Below are 14,144 nucleotides of genomic sequence, written 5' to 3'. Positions count from 1 at the left end.
AGTTCCCGGTTCATTAATTTCCCTGCAAAGGAGCATTTAAAGCTTTTTCAATGCGATCGCGGGTTTCTAATAAATGGGCTTTGGTATATTCATCATCTGACTTCACCCGTTTGAGTTGCTGGTCTAATTGTTTAAGTTTATACCAAGCTAAAGTGCGAGCATCTTCAGGTACATCTGCTTTTCGCAATACCATCGCTGTTAAAAAATTGACATATTGCCGTTGTAAACCCCGACGCAAACTAGAGATTTTTAATTTACCTTTTGGTTGTAAAACTTCTGTCCAAATTCCCGTTTGTAAAGTAGTAAATAACTCTGGTATAGTCAATGCTTTTCCAGGTTTGCTTTTCAGTTCAATATCCTTCATCCGCGAAAGGCGATCGCTAGAAAGTAAATCACTCAATACAATACTCTGCACAAACAAAACTAAATCATGAATCGGGTAATCTAAACGTCCCATTCTCGGTGTACTACCCCAATGTCGCCAACGAGAAGGTGCTAATTTATTCAGTAATTCCGGTGAAAAATTCAGCGCATCCTCAGCAAAAACATACTCCTGTAATGTTGCTAATGCCTGTCTTTGTTGTTCTACAGGAACTGCTACAAATGGTAATCTTCCTTTGTTTTCACTAGGATTGACTCTGTAAAAAGACTGCCCGCCAACGTATTTAATAGTATAACTTAACTGCTGTAAATAATTACCAAATATGGTGCTAAATTGTTCAGTTAAATCACTATAACTGTCACCAGAATTGGAATAACCCTGATTTAAACGTTCCCACATCAACTGGGAATTATCCAACTGCCAGCGAGAATAAACTAGCACATTACCGCTATTATCCCAAGGTGCAGATGTGGGATCAATTTCCGACGTATCTTCATCAGGAGAATAACTCAACTCTGGGTTTTCTGATTGTTTAGCTATTTCTGCTAAAAAAGGTTTTTCGGCGATCGCACTTTTTGCCCCAAAAGAAGTATAACCATATTGAATTGCCCATTGATCATAACTTCCCACCTGACTAGGAAAATAATCGCCCTGGACTGTACCACGAGGGGCTATATTAGGAGGAACATAATCCATCACCGAAGCAGTCAAACCTTTAGTCCGAGTGATTTCTAGATTATTCATCTCCTCTGGTTGTAAGAGATTACTACCGCGAAAATTATGCCGCAAACCTAAAGTATGACCAACTTCATGAGCAATAATTAAACGTAAATATTGATGAGTATAATCTTTAATTTGCTCTTGATTTGGAGTAGTATTTGCTAATAGTGACATTGCCAATGCACCAAAAGCAAATTGATTAGCAGATTCTATGCCATAGCATAAATCATACTCTCCTGCTAATTTAGATAAATTACCAATTAAACCTTTAGTATTTTTATCACCTTTATTACAAAGTGGGCGATTTTGCATCAATGCTGATAGGGAAATTGGAGTTTGTGATTGGTTGGGTTGAATAAGTTGCCGATACTCATTTTTTAATGCTCTGACAAAACTAGCATCCACCAGAATATCTGCATCTAAAATTTCTCCAGTCAACGGATTAACGCGGGATGGACCAAGAGCAAAATAACCATCAACAGTATTAATCCAGCGAATTGTATTGTAACGAATATCTGCCGCATCCCATGTAGCATTATCTGGCATCTGTTGGACTTCAATTGCATCCTTAAATCCCGCTTTCAAAAAAGCTTGATTCCACATTAATACCCCTTCTTTAATTGCACTACGATATTCAAAAGGTACGGCATTATCAATCCAGAAAACTATCGGCTTTTTCGGTGGAGAAATGGCAGCGGTAGGATCTTGTTTTTCCAAATTCCAGCGATTAATATAACGAACAAAAGCATCATTGCGATCATTTATGGATAAATTTTGATGTGCAGTAATAAAATATCCTACTCGATCATCTGCCAAGCGCGGTTGATAATTATTATTAGGTAGTTGAGAAATACTGTAATGAAGCTTGAGAGTAAAGCCACGACTATCAGCCAGCACACTCAAACCTTGATTTGGGGTGCTTGCACTATTAGTAAAATTGAGAATTGATTGCACTTCTAGATTATGTGGAAAAACCTTTGCATTTCCAAAATAGGCTTGTTCTGGACTTGCTGCTAATTCTAAACTGGCAGATAAACCAGCTAAATCTGCCAGTAGTAAATCACCTAAATCAATGAGGATTGTTTTCCGTTGTGGATGAATACTTTTAATATCAAGATTGTAAAGAACAGAATCACTAAAAGACCGCTTTAACGAGCGTGCCTGGGGATCTCCTTCACGAGTTCTAAAATTAACATTGCGAATAACGAACTGCATTTTATTATCTATGCGTTGGAAATAAAATAGAAAGTCTTGCAACGGTAGACCACTATAAATTCCTTTTTCACCAATACCAGATTCTAAGGTGGCTGTAGCTAAAAAGTTTTTTTGTAGCTGTTCTGGCTGAATTTCTAAATAAATTTTATTAGTTTCTTTTTGGCGATAAAGAGTAAATAGACCCTCTAGTTTCTGGCTATCTTTGACAACATCATCAAATGGTTCTAAATCATCAGCTTTAGGTGGTTTAGTGCTAGAACCTGGTTTTTTTGGGAGTTTATTAGTAGTTTGAGCAATTTGTAACAAAGGTTGATGTCTGGCTTTTTTTGGATCTGGTACAACCCACACAAAATCTTGTTTTTCTACCTGTTGATTCTGATTAATTACCCATAGTTGCGATGATGGTAACGTTATTTGAGGTGAAGTTACTAGATTTTCCCTGGCTTTTGTCTCTAATGACTGGCCGCCAGCAGTTCCCATACCTAAAAACAAACCGTGTAACAAAACGACATAAAAAGTTAATTTATTCATCCTAGATCCCTAATAACTATTGATTCTTTTTAACACAGCACGCAATACTACACTAGGTTTTGAGCCGGGAAGTTGTCAATTGCTTTGGGAAAAAGTTATTGAGTTTAAGATCAACTGAAATTAATGTAATAGATATCTCCCGGAAAGGATGTAGAGACTTTCCAGGTAAAGTATACTTAACTTCAATGCGATTGAGTTTAAGTTGCTAATTTTACAACTGCATATCTGAGCTTAAACTTTTAGATCCGTCCTGGGAATTATTGCTAGGGGAGCATCTCAGGATTCTCTTAATACATATCCTACACCGCGCACCGTTTGAATTAGGCGTTTTTGCCCTTCCTCTTCAATTTTTAACCGCAAATAGCGAATATATACTTCAATCACATTTGACTCACCCATAAAGTCATAACCCCAGACATTTTCTAAAATTTGTTCACGGGTTAATACCTCACGAGGATGTTCCATAAAAAACTTTAATAGTTCAAATTCCTTCATAGTCAAGTCGATAGCTCTACTATTGTAGATAACGCGACGAATAGCAATATCTAGGATCAAATCCCCAAAGCGTAACTGTTCGTTAGTATCAACATCAGGTTTGAGGTATAGACGAATCAGCTTCAAAAAATCTTCTGCACGATAAGGTTTAAGAATATAATCATCAGCACCTGCTTCAAGACAAGCTACACGATCATCAACTGTATCCCTTGCCATTAAAATTAATACAGGGGAATGATGACCGATGATGCGGAGATTTCTGCACAAAGATAGTCCTGATTCTCCAGTCAGCATCCGGTCTACAACAATTAAAGCAGGTTGGAGTTCACGGCATTGTTGCAAGCCACTGGCCGCATCATGCGCCACAAACGCATCATAGCCAGCTTCTTGTAAATCAAAAGCTAGTTGATTAGCTACACTATCATCGGGTTCAATCACCAGAACACAGGCACTGTGAGCAAGTATCATATTAATTGGTAATTGGTAATTGGTAATTGGTAATTGGTAAGGGGAAAAAACTATGTTCCATCAGTTATTACCTATTACATTGTTGGGAAAATCTCCAGGAATACTACTAGTTGCAAATTAGTACCAAGGATGTTTTAGCACGTTTTGGTCTATAATATCGACCTTCCCAAGATGCAATTTTCATGACTGATTTCCAATACAATTGCCTAACTACCAATTCTGGAAGAAAACCAGTTTTAATGACCATTAACCACTGACTACTGGCAATTACGGTAATTCTACAGAATTGGGTTTAGCGATATGTGGTAAACCCCAACCTAATTTTTCCCGTAAAACGCGGAAAAACTCTGGTGATTGTAACCGAATAAAGCGAGCCTTGTATGGCGATCGCTCTAAATATACTCGATCTTCTGGCAATACATAACACCCACCATTTCCATCTACTACCATCACCAACCGGGGAATATTAACTGGATAGATATTAACTGGTTCATGATCGGGAAACACCAAAGCCCTCGAAGCGAGCGAATGGGGACAGATTGGTACTAGCTGCAACACAGGTACACCAGGAGTAATAACTGGTCCACCGGCGCTTAATGAATAAGCAGTTGAACCCGTTGGTGTAGAAACAATTACACCATCGGCGGCAATATCCACTGCTGCATGATGACCAATTGCAATTTCAAAATGGCACATCGAGGTCAATGGTTCTCGATGTAACACCATTTCATTTAAACATAAGGCTTCCCACTGTACCATGTCTCCCCGTAGCACTTTGACGGTGAGCATAACTCGTTCTTCAATTTCATACTGGCCTGCCATTACCTGTTCTATGGCTTGGGGTAGTTGGTTCAGGTAGGCTTCTGTCAAAAATCCCATGTGACCAGTATTCACAGTTAACAATGGTATGCCACAGGGGGCAACTTGACGGGAAGCGGCTAAAACAGTTCCGTCTCCCCCTAATACCACTGCAAACGCCATATCTGAGTCAAAACCAGGCGGTGTGAGAGCTTCTATTGGGGTGTGGCATACAGGACTATCTGGATTAGAGTAGCCCAAGATACCACCGATACTGGCTGTCACATACACATCCCAACCAGCAGCGGTTAGCTGGTCTTTAAGTTCAATAGCGACTCGAACCGCTATCGGTTTAACGTCGTTGTAGATAATGCCTGCTTTCGGCACATTCAAATATCCAAGTTTAGGCGATGCTTGATCTTTAGTAATGGTTACATATTTTGGGCTAATGTAATCACCTGTCGAAGATTTTATTGACTATTAGCTTTTGAAGACTGTTTAAAAGGTGTTTTTTTATTCTTCTGTTTTTTAGTTTTATTTTTCTCGTAGTCTAACTCTTTCAGCTTTTTCATAATCCGGCTGAAATACTCTTGCAAGTAGGTCTCTACGGTAGCTGTTTGTTGTTTATCTAAACCAAAAACGGTGTATACTTCGTCCATTGGGGCATTTAAAGGTCTGCCACTAGCTAAGACTTCTGTAAAGGCTAGTCTGTCAGCAATGTTATATCCCCACTGGAAGAACCGCAGCACACCTTGGACACCACGTAGTAAGCCAATTGGCATCCGCGTTACTCTGGCATCTTTCCCAGATAAGCGTTCACAAATATTAATTATTTCCTCTGCACTCCAAGCACGAGTACCAACAACGGGGAAAGTTTGTTTTTCGGTTTCTGGTACACTCAAAGCGCGAATGGCAAATTTAGCAGTATCCTGAGTATCCATATAAGCCACTGGGGAAGAAGCACCCGTTACCCACACTGGCTGATTTTCTAAAATGGGTATGCCATATTGACCAATTAAGCCTTGCATAAAACCAGCTAAACGTAAAATGGTATAATTTAAACCAGATTCAGCTAAAAATAATTCTGTACACCGCTTAATTTCCATCAGCGGTACTTTGGGGTATTTGTCAGCATCGAGAATGGAAAAGAAAATAAACCGCTCTACACCAGCAGCTTTTGCGGCTTGAATTAACGCTACCTTACCATCCCAATCTACCTGTTTAATAGTTAATGAATCTGTAGCGCGAGAGGTGGAAGCATCTATCACTTGAGTTACACCTGCTAAGGCTGCTTCTAGGGTTTGGGGATAACACAAGTCACCTCTCACCAGTTCTGCACCCCATTCTTTGAGAAATGCAGCTTTTTTAGGACTCCGAACCAAACAGCGTACTTTATACCCCTCATCGATAGCACGACGAGCCACTTGTCTTCCTAAGGTGCCAGTGGCACCGACGATTAATAATGTCATGAGGGTCTTTATAAATTTTAATGTTTTATGATAAAAATCTTAACAGAATTAGTTATAGAAATAAAACTTTACATTTTTTTCAGAAGAGAGGGAACAGGGAACAGGGAATAGGGAACAGGTAAAGAATTTTCTCCCCATCACCCCATCACCCCATCACCCCATCTACCCTGCTTATTCTTCTGCGCCTTGAATTTTTAGCAATAATGCGCCCAAAGCCCAACCTACAAAGATTAAGCCGAAAGATAACATAGCTGCATTTAAGATTTCGCCGCCCATTTGCTGTGATTCTCCTTTGTCAAGTGAATGGTTTGTTGATTTTTCCGGTTTATGAGACTGCTTTACTTAACTTGATCGCTCAAATCTCATTTTTGCTAGTCTGGTAACTCAGGTAAACTAGGTCTTCAACTGGCTTGAGGATTAGACCTTTATGAATAATTCTAAACCACTTTAGCAGGTAATCCATCGTGGATTAGTCCCAAGATACTGGGGTGTACAGAAGCAATATCCAGATCCCCAAATCTTTGAAGAAGTCGGGGATCTATTTCCGAGTAGGTTACTTAACAGGCAAAATTAAGAATAATTGAGGTATGAATTTCATGTATCAAATAAATCAGCTTCCTCGTTTAGCACTAACACTAGGAGATCCGGCTGGAATTGGAATAGAGGTAATTTTAAAGGCTTTGGCAGATGCTGACGTTAGCAAAAACTGTAATTTTGTTTTAGTAGGTAATCGGAATTTACTAATTGAACAGTATAAAAATCTTATTAAAAATACTGATGATTTGACTGCTTTGGCAAATCCAGATGAGTTGACTGTGATTGATATAGCAAACTCAGGTGAAATTGTGACCGGAGTGGGGAATGCGGTGAGTGGTACAGCGAGTTTTGCTTATATGGAATACGCGATAGCGCAGACTTTAGCTGGTGATTTTGATGGGATTGTCACCGGTCCAATTGCCAAATCAGCTTGGAAAGCAGCAGGATATGATTATCCAGGACAAACGGAACTATTAGCCGAGAAGGCTGGTGTTGATAGATTTGGAATGTTATTTGTAGCGCGATCGCCCTTCACTGGTTGGACTCTCCGGGCTTTACTTGCTACCACACATATACCTTTATGTCAAGTATCTCAAACCTTAACACCGCAATTATTAACAAAGAAACTGGATTTATTAGAAGAGTGTTTACAGAGAGATTTTGGGATCGAAAATGGGAGAATTGCGATCGCAGGTTTAAATCCCCACAGTGGGGAAATGGGACAATTAGGAAGAGAAGAAATAGACTGGTTAATTCCCTGGTTAGAAGCAGAATGCCAAAAACGCCCCCATTTACAGCTAGAAGGACCCATACCACCAGATACAATGTGGGTGAAACCTGGTCAAGCTTGGTATGGTAATTCTGACATCAAAAATCCCGCTGATGCTTACCTGGCGCTTTATCATGACCAAGGCTTAATTCCAGTGAAATTGATGGCCTTTGACCGGGCTGTAAATACTACTATTGGTTTACCATTTGTACGGACTTCACCGGATCATGGAACCGCGTTTGATATTGCAGGAAAGGGTATTGCTGATGCCACGAGTATGAAAGCCGCTATACAGTTAGCGGTAGAGTTGGTAAAACATAGATTAGCCAAAATTTGACTGAGTTTCCCATATATCGAACATTTTTATGAGCCTAACCCTTTACCTACTCCGTCATGGAGAAACAGAATGCAGTCGAAATCATGCCTTTTGCGGGGCAATAGACTCAGAATTGACCTCTGAAGGCGTAGAAATGGCCAAGGCTTTTGCTACTGCGTATAGTTCTACCCCTTGGAGGGCAATTTTTTCTAGTCCCATGCGTCGAACTATGGAGACAGCAAAACCATTGTGTACGATGATAGAAATGCAACCAGAATTGCGCGATGGTTTAAGGGAAATTAACTATGGACAATGGGAAGGAAAAACCCCGGAAGTGATCAGTCGTGAATATCATGATGATTATCTGCGCTGGTCAGCTGATCCGGCTTGGTATGCGCCTAATGGGGGAGAATTAGCCATCACAATTGCTTCTCGTGCTATGCGAGTAATTGAAGAAATTAAGCATCTTTATAGTAGCGGCAATGTTTTAGTTGTTACCCATAAAGCAACGATCAGAATTATTCTCTGTAGTTTGCTAGGAATTGATGTCGGACGCTTTCGTTATCGTTGGGGATGTCCAGTTGGTTCTGTAAGTATTGTTGAATTTACTGAACATGGACCAATGTTGCAAACGTTAGCAGACCGGACTCACTTAGATGCAAAATTGCGAAACTTAGCAGGAACATAAACCTTTGCTTAGGGTGCGTCAGATGTTAAAAATCTATTTATTTGTAGGATTTATCGAGTCTGACACACCCTACAATAGATATTGAATGTGACACTTACGTAATACCATTTCTTTGTGAGGCTGCGCCGAATTTTGTAAACTTGTATTTTCCTCCTCTGTGTTCTCTGTGCCTCTGTGGTTTGTTCCTTTCTAAATTTGGCGCATCTTTATACAGAATTGGTATAAGTCCTAATAGTTTTGAAATTGAGATGAAAATAGATTCAGTAATAGATTAAACTGAAAATAAAGACATACTCGCACATAGCAGAGTGATTTTATGTCTATTTTTGATTTGAGAAAAAACCAATTTATCCTAACTGTAAAATATGAAGGTGGAGTCAAAGGTGAGTAGTAGTGATAATTATAGCTTCTCGTTTTCAGAAGAAGCAACAATTCCCCAAGCTCCTCCTGAATTTAAATCTGGTTTTATCGGCATTATTGGCCGTCCCAATGTCGGTAAATCTACTTTAATGAATCAATTAGTAGGGCAAAAAATTGCGATCACATCACCGATAGCTCAAACTACAAGAAATCGCTTGCGGGGAATTTTAACTACAGAAAAAGCGCAGTTAATTTTTGTAGATACACCAGGAATTCATAAACCTCATCATCAATTGGGGGAAGTGTTGGTAAAAAATGCCAGAATTGCGATTGATTCGGTAGATGTGGTACTTTTTGTAGTTGATGGAACAGTGGCTTGTGGTGGTGGCGATCGCTTTATTATTGAGCTACTCAGCCGTAGTCAAACACCAGTAATTTTGGGCATTAATAAAATTGACGAACAACCGTCAGATTCTCAGAAAATAGATGATAGTTACATTCAGTTAGCGAATGAGCATCAATGGCAAACTGTGAAATTTTCTGCCCAGACTGGTGACGGTTTAATAGAACTGCAAGAATTATTAATTGGACATTTAGAAACAGGTCCGTTTTACTATCCTCCAGATTTAGTGACAGACCAACCAGAACGGTTTATTATGGGGGAATTAATTCGGGAACAAATTTTATTATTAACTCGTGAAGAAGTACCTCATTCAGTAGCGATCGCCATTGATTTAGTTGAAGAAACCCCCAGTATTACCCGTGTACTCGCAACTATTAACATCGAGAGAGATTCCCAAAAAGGAATTTTAATTGGTAAAGGTGGGACAATGCTGAAAGCAATTGGTAGTGAGGCTCGTGAACAAATTCAAAAACTAATTGCTGGTAAAGTTTATCTAGAATTATTTGTGAAAGTGCAACCAAAATGGCGACAATCACGAGTGAGATTAGCAGAATTAGGGTATCGAGTCGAAGAATAAAAGATGACGGAGGGAGGGAAGTACAGCAGAATTCAGATATAGCAATCGTTCATACCCAGATCCCCGACTTCACCAGATCAATTTATTATTTATGGACACAATAAATAAAAGAAATTGAGGATATGATCGCCTGACCTGAATTCTTACCACAATACAGTTTAGTGTTGTTGAATTTCGCCCCTAAACTGATTAACAACTCGATCCAATCCTACAGAATGGGCAGCTTTAAATAATAAGCGATCGCCATTCTGTACATAAGTTTTTAATCTGGCTACTAAATCGACATGAGTAGAAAAACATTCGCAAGGAATACCTTTAGCACTGTTAGCGATAATTTCCGCATCTTGGCTATCTACTAACACCAATAAACCATCTAAATTCAATTTTTGTACCATTTCCCCAACCTGTTGATGCAGTTGTGCGGATCTGTTTCCTAATTCCTTCATTGCCCCCAAAATAGCAATTTTTCGCTGTCCTGGAGTATCCGCTAATAACTGTAAAGCTGCTAACATTGCTTCTGGGGCAGCATTATAAGTTTCATCTAAAATTAGAATATCATTAGGTAAAGTAAACCGTTGCGATCGCCCACCAGGCATATTCACAACCACCCCAGCTTGCAGGTTTTTCCAATCAATTTCTAATACTTTCGCTACTGCTAAAGCTGCTAAAAAATTACTGGCATTGTGACGACCAGGTAACGGTAAATGTAAACGCATTCCCGCCACTTCCACAACTTCATTATCAATTAATTTCCCTTGAATATCGCCACCAGAAAAGCCATAACTAATCACTTTTCCCTGCCAAAATTTCACCGCTGTTGTCATTAATAGAGGACTATCATAATTGAGAATTGCTACACTATCACGAGGCATTTCTGCTAATAACTCACATTTCGCCTCAGCTATAGCTTGTTCTGAACCAAGTAACTCAATATGTGCCGTGCCAACATTAGTGATTACACCGATGGTCGGTCTAGCGATGTGCGTAAGTTCCGCAATTTGTCCCCTCCCTCGCATCGCCATTTCTATGACAGCAAAATCATCTTCTGCACCCATTTCTAACAGAGTTTTGGGGACACCGATTTCATTATTAAAATTACTGTATGTTTTGTGAACTTGTCCTTTAGTTGCTAAAACTGCGGTGATGAGTTCTTTTGTTGTGGTTTTACCTACTGAACCTGTTACTCCAATGACTGGAATCGCAAAGGAATCCCGCCACCATCTAGCAATTTGCTGATATGCTTTCAAGGTATTGGAAACTTGTAATACAGGAAACTCAGGATTATTGTAAGTATAATCCACAATGGCCGCGATCGCTCCTTTGGCGATCGCCATCGCTACAAACTCGTGTCCATCAAATTTTTCACCACGCAAAGCCAAAAATACCTCACCTGGCTGTAAAAGCCTAGTGTCTGTTTGGATACCATTGCTTACTTGGGTTAAGACAGATGCAGGTAAATTCACTGGACAGGCTGACAGAACTTCAACCAATTGGGATAAAGTGGCCGAAACAGGCATAGTGATCATCAATAAAAGTTAATTACCAAATCCTACAATCCTTAAGGACATAAATAAAGCAAATCCCCGATTTCTCTGAAAAGTCGAGAATCAGATTCTTCTTGATTCTGTTACAAATCTATATATTTACAAAACTTTATATAAAAATTCTTCAACTGAGAAATTACATAAAAGAAACAACGGTATTCTTCATCAAAAATATAAACTCCTCAGATCGTACTTTTGTACTGTTACAAAAAATCTTGCCATCTTGCTTGATTTTTAATTGGTTATTTGCGCCCCAGTAGCGGTACAGTTACCTGCGAGACTGAAAACTTTCACCAATTCCAGGTAAACCTGCAACGCTGTGAGACTTGAAGCGATTGCTGTCCCTCTGATACCAGACGAACAAGCCTATTAGATAGATATTGTGGTTTCCGAACTACACACCAGGAGGGTAAATTTAGTGTTCTCCTGTTTTTTCAATTGTTTCAATCACGGCTAAACCGATACTAGAAGCTGCAATTAAGAGGATTGCTGAAATCAAATAGGCATTGGTCAACATACGGATGGCTTGGTCAAAAAAAATGTAGGTAGTCATTGGTTCACCTTCTGAACTTTTAGAGGCTACTAGTGCTATTTGTTTTTCAACACCCTGATGAGGTCAATTTCGTTGATTAATTCCTAGCAATAGTATCTTAACAAAACTTTAGCTCTTTCAAAACCCCATGACAAACTTTTCTCCCTAAAGATTTGATGAATTTAACCTAGATTTAGTGAGAGACAATACAGAAAAATACTATAAGTAAAAATAACGTCTGTTGTGCTGACCACAAATACTGTTAATTAAATGTACTTTATATTACTGGTTAGTTCAGAATGATTATGGAATATTTACAATTAGCAATATTCACCAATCGCCTACTATTAGAGCCGATATCACTCAAATATAAACAAGACCTTTTTCAAGAATTCACCCTGGAAATTACAACTTATTTATATGCTGCTCCACCTAGAGAAATTGGAGATACTGAATTTTTTATCAATCAATCTTTACTAGAAATGCAAAGAGGAGAAAATTTAATATTTGTAATTCTTAAAAAAGATTCTCAAGAATTTTTAGGCTGTAGTGGCATATATAAAATTAATAGTAAATATCCCCAAACTGGAATTTGGTTAAAAAAATCAGCCTTTGGTCAAGGCTATGGGACAGAAACAATTAAATCTCTGAAAGAATGGGCTAATGCTAACTTAGATTATGAGTATCTCAGATATCCTGTAGATCAGGAAAATATAGCCAGCAGAAGGATTGCAGAAAAGCTAGGAGGGCAAATATTTGGGAAATATAAACATACTAATTTGAGTAGCAAAGTCTTAAATATAGTTGAGTATAGAATCCGTAAATAATCAGATTACTATACTTTCAAAACAGCACTAAACTAAACAAGCTTCAATAGTAGCAACTACTGATTTTGATAATGTTGCTAAATCATAGCCACCTTCTAAACCAAATAAAATTTTCCGAGTTATACCTAAACAATATTGAGTGAATAAACCAAAATCTTCAGGTTGTAAATTTACACTTGCTAAAGGATCATCTGCTAAAGCATCATAACCAGCACTAACAATCAGTAAATCTGGCTGAAAGTTGGTTAAGAAAGGGATTATTTTTTGTTCCCACAGCGGTTGATATTCACTGATATCACTACCAGGAGGTAAGGGTAAATTTAAAACATTATTATGCAAACCTTTTTCGGAAGTTTTCCCAGTACCAGGATAAGCGGGGTACTGATGTAAAGAACAATATGCAATTTGCGGGTGAGTCTCCACTATCGCTTGAGTACCATTACCGTGATGAACATCCCAGTCTAAGATAGCAACGCGGTTTATTCCCGGTTGTTTTAAAGCATATAAAGCTGCTATTGCCGCATTAGAAAATAAGCAAAACCCCATGCCTGTATTACTTTCAGCATGATGTCCGGGTGGACGCGCTAATACAAAAGCGGGATTTTCCCTAGTTAAAATCTCATTTATCCCATCTAACCAAGCACTTACTGCTAACAACGCTACATCATAACTACGGGGGGAAACTGGGGTATCTCCATCCAAATAACCGCCACCACTAGCAGCAATATCTTTAAGTTTTTTAATATATGTGGGAGTATGGGCGGTTTCTATCCAAGACATTAACTCAGATTTGACTGGTGTGGGAGGTAACCAGTTGATTTTTTCAGCAAAGTGAGCATTTTTTAAAGCTTTGACAATCGCAGTTAAACGTTCTGGTTTTTCTGGATGATAACGCCCAGTTTTGTGATCTAAAAATTCGTCAGAATAGATGACTGGTAGCATAGGTTGAAAAAGTCAAGAGACTGAATGCAATTGTAGCTTGAGTTTTATTATCAGATTCCCGACTTCTTTGAGGAATCGGGAATCTTATTTAATTTATTTATTGGTTATTCTTGACTTTTTTGTTGTGTCTGACGCAGTTTTTGTAAAATCTGTACGACTTCCTCCAAACTTAAATTTACAACTTGTGCGATTTGTTCTGTAGTTAAACCTAATGCTAACAATCTGGGAACTGTTTCTAATTTAGCTTTGTGTTCTCCTTCTTCTCTTCCTTCTTCTCTTCCTTCTTGTACAGCTTCTTGATAAACTCGTGTTTGTTTTAACTCACTTAATCCAAACATGGCTTCTATTTCCTCCCTATTCATTCTTGGAAACTTGTAAATTAAAATTGTCTCGATTATTTGCAGCGAATATAATTCGCTACTACACAAGCGAAGTCCACCTATTCCTTCGGTCCCGTAAGGGATACGTGGACTAATGAAAAATCAAGGCTTCTGAACCCACGTTCGCGGAGCGTTCCGAAGGAATAGGTGGGTTTTGTCTGTGTAGCCGCGATTTATAATCGCCCAGAGAG

General features: G+C 38.8%; 12 protein-coding genes and 1 pseudogene. 4 read left to right on the top strand and 9 right to left on the bottom strand.

Features of this window, described 5'->3' with window-relative positions; genetic code table 11:
- Positions 1 to 13: 13 nt before the first annotated feature.
- From VB694_RS03700 to VB694_RS03680, 5 genes are all read right to left on the bottom strand, one after another.
- Positions 14 to 2,848, bottom strand: a complete 2,835-nt coding sequence (locus tag VB694_RS03700; RefSeq protein WP_323358963.1) for a zinc-dependent metalloprotease — start codon at positions 2,846 to 2,848, stop codon at positions 14 to 16.
- 276 nt (positions 2,849 to 3,124) lie between these two features.
- On the bottom strand, positions 3,125 to 3,811 hold the full coding sequence (gene nblR / locus VB694_RS03695; RefSeq protein WP_323358962.1) for a response regulator transcription factor NblR: 687 nt from the start codon (positions 3,809 to 3,811) through the stop codon (positions 3,125 to 3,127).
- Between the two features lie 267 nt (positions 3,812 to 4,078).
- The gene (locus tag VB694_RS03690; protein WP_323358961.1) at positions 4,079 to 4,996 is read right to left on the bottom strand and encodes an NAD(+) kinase; all 918 of its coding nucleotides are present in this window, start codon (positions 4,994 to 4,996) and stop codon (positions 4,079 to 4,081) included.
- 83 nt (positions 4,997 to 5,079) lie between these two features.
- A complete protein-coding gene (locus VB694_RS03685) occupies positions 5,080 to 6,078 on the bottom strand; it encodes an SDR family oxidoreductase (RefSeq protein ID WP_323358960.1) in 999 nt (332 codons plus the stop codon).
- A 171-nt stretch (positions 6,079 to 6,249) separates the two neighbouring features.
- Complete coding sequence (locus VB694_RS03680; protein ID WP_104387810.1) at positions 6,250 to 6,354, bottom strand: PetM family cytochrome b6-f complex subunit 7; 105 nt, start codon at positions 6,352 to 6,354, stop codon at positions 6,250 to 6,252.
- Between the two features lie 320 nt (positions 6,355 to 6,674).
- On the opposite strand from VB694_RS03680, the gene pdxA reads away from it, so the two are divergent.
- The 3 genes from pdxA to era all read left to right on the top strand — a co-directional run bounded on the left by pdxA (position 6,675) and on the right by era (position 9,728).
- Positions 6,675 to 7,721, top strand: coding sequence for a 4-hydroxythreonine-4-phosphate dehydrogenase PdxA (gene pdxA / locus VB694_RS03675; RefSeq protein WP_323358959.1), 1,047 nt, complete (start codon positions 6,675 to 6,677; stop codon positions 7,719 to 7,721).
- A gap of 28 nt (positions 7,722 to 7,749) precedes the next feature.
- A complete protein-coding gene (locus tag VB694_RS03670; protein ID WP_323358958.1) occupies positions 7,750 to 8,388 on the top strand; it encodes a histidine phosphatase family protein in 639 nt (212 codons plus the stop codon).
- A gap of 365 nt (positions 8,389 to 8,753) precedes the next feature.
- Positions 8,754 to 9,728: a GTPase Era gene (era, locus tag VB694_RS03665; protein ID WP_323358957.1), complete on the top strand. Its 975-nt coding sequence runs from the start codon at positions 8,754 to 8,756 to the stop codon at positions 9,726 to 9,728.
- Positions 9,729 to 9,886: 158 nt separating this feature from the next.
- Here era and VB694_RS03660 read toward each other — a convergent pair whose 3' ends face one another.
- Both VB694_RS03660 and VB694_RS03655 read right to left on the bottom strand, forming a co-directional pair.
- Positions 9,887 to 11,245, bottom strand: a complete 1,359-nt coding sequence (locus VB694_RS03660) for a UDP-N-acetylmuramoyl-tripeptide--D-alanyl-D-alanine ligase (RefSeq protein ID WP_323358956.1) — start codon at positions 11,243 to 11,245, stop codon at positions 9,887 to 9,889.
- A 442-nt stretch (positions 11,246 to 11,687) separates the two neighbouring features.
- Positions 11,688 to 11,825, bottom strand: coding sequence for a hypothetical protein (locus tag VB694_RS03655; protein WP_323358955.1), 138 nt, complete (start codon positions 11,823 to 11,825; stop codon positions 11,688 to 11,690).
- 284 nt (positions 11,826 to 12,109) lie between these two features.
- On the opposite strand from VB694_RS03655, the gene VB694_RS03650 reads away from it, so the two are divergent.
- Positions 12,110 to 12,631 (top strand): GNAT family N-acetyltransferase, encoded by a 522-nt coding sequence (locus tag VB694_RS03650; RefSeq protein ID WP_323358954.1) that lies wholly within the window; start codon positions 12,110 to 12,112, stop codon positions 12,629 to 12,631.
- A 27-nt stretch (positions 12,632 to 12,658) separates the two neighbouring features.
- Here the strand turns inward: VB694_RS03650 and VB694_RS03645 are convergent, their stop codons facing one another.
- Together VB694_RS03645 and VB694_RS03640 are read right to left on the bottom strand one after the other, a co-directional pair.
- Positions 12,659 to 13,573: a histone deacetylase gene (locus tag VB694_RS03645; RefSeq protein WP_323358953.1), complete on the bottom strand. Its 915-nt coding sequence runs from the start codon at positions 13,571 to 13,573 to the stop codon at positions 12,659 to 12,661.
- Between the two features lie 104 nt (positions 13,574 to 13,677).
- A pseudogene (locus VB694_RS03640) lies at positions 13,678 to 13,977 on the bottom strand (Rpn family recombination-promoting nuclease/putative transposase); the annotation flags it as partial.
- Positions 13,978 to 14,144: the final 167 nt, after the last annotated feature.

This window comes from Anabaena sp. UHCC 0451 (assembly GCF_034931405.1).
Classification (GTDB): Bacteria; Cyanobacteriota; Cyanobacteriia; order Cyanobacteriales; family Nostocaceae; genus RDYJ01.
Note: the sequence above shows the minus strand (reverse complement) of the source record. Positions and strands in the feature narration are given on the sequence as shown.

Bases quoted from the DNA above. Each gene is read 5' to 3' on its own strand.
- era (WP_323358957.1), top strand. From the start codon at position 8,754: ATGAAGGTGGAGTCAAAGGTGAGTAGTAGTGATAATTATAGCTTCTCG.
- VB694_RS03685 (WP_323358960.1), bottom strand. From the start codon at position 6,078: ATGACATTATTAATCGTCGGTGCCACTGGCACCTTAGGAAGACAAGTG.
- VB694_RS03680 (WP_104387810.1), bottom strand. From the start codon at position 6,354: ATGGGCGGCGAAATCTTAAATGCAGCTATGTTATCTTTCGGCTTAATC.
- VB694_RS03660 (WP_323358956.1), bottom strand. From the start codon at position 11,245: ATGCCTGTTTCGGCCACTTTATCCCAATTGGTTGAAGTTCTGTCAGCC.
- nblR (WP_323358962.1), bottom strand. From the start codon at position 3,811: ATGATACTTGCTCACAGTGCCTGTGTTCTGGTGATTGAACCCGATGAT.
- VB694_RS03645 (WP_323358953.1), bottom strand. From the start codon at position 13,573: ATGCTACCAGTCATCTATTCTGACGAATTTTTAGATCACAAAACTGGG.
- pdxA (WP_323358959.1), top strand. From the start codon at position 6,675: ATGTATCAAATAAATCAGCTTCCTCGTTTAGCACTAACACTAGGAGAT.
- VB694_RS03670 (WP_323358958.1), top strand. From the start codon at position 7,750: ATGAGCCTAACCCTTTACCTACTCCGTCATGGAGAAACAGAATGCAGT.
- VB694_RS03655 (WP_323358955.1), bottom strand. From the start codon at position 11,825: ATGACTACCTACATTTTTTTTGACCAAGCCATCCGTATGTTGACCAAT.
- VB694_RS03700 (WP_323358963.1), bottom strand. From the start codon at position 2,848: ATGAATAAATTAACTTTTTATGTCGTTTTGTTACACGGTTTGTTTTTA.
- VB694_RS03650 (WP_323358954.1), top strand. From the start codon at position 12,110: ATGGAATATTTACAATTAGCAATATTCACCAATCGCCTACTATTAGAG.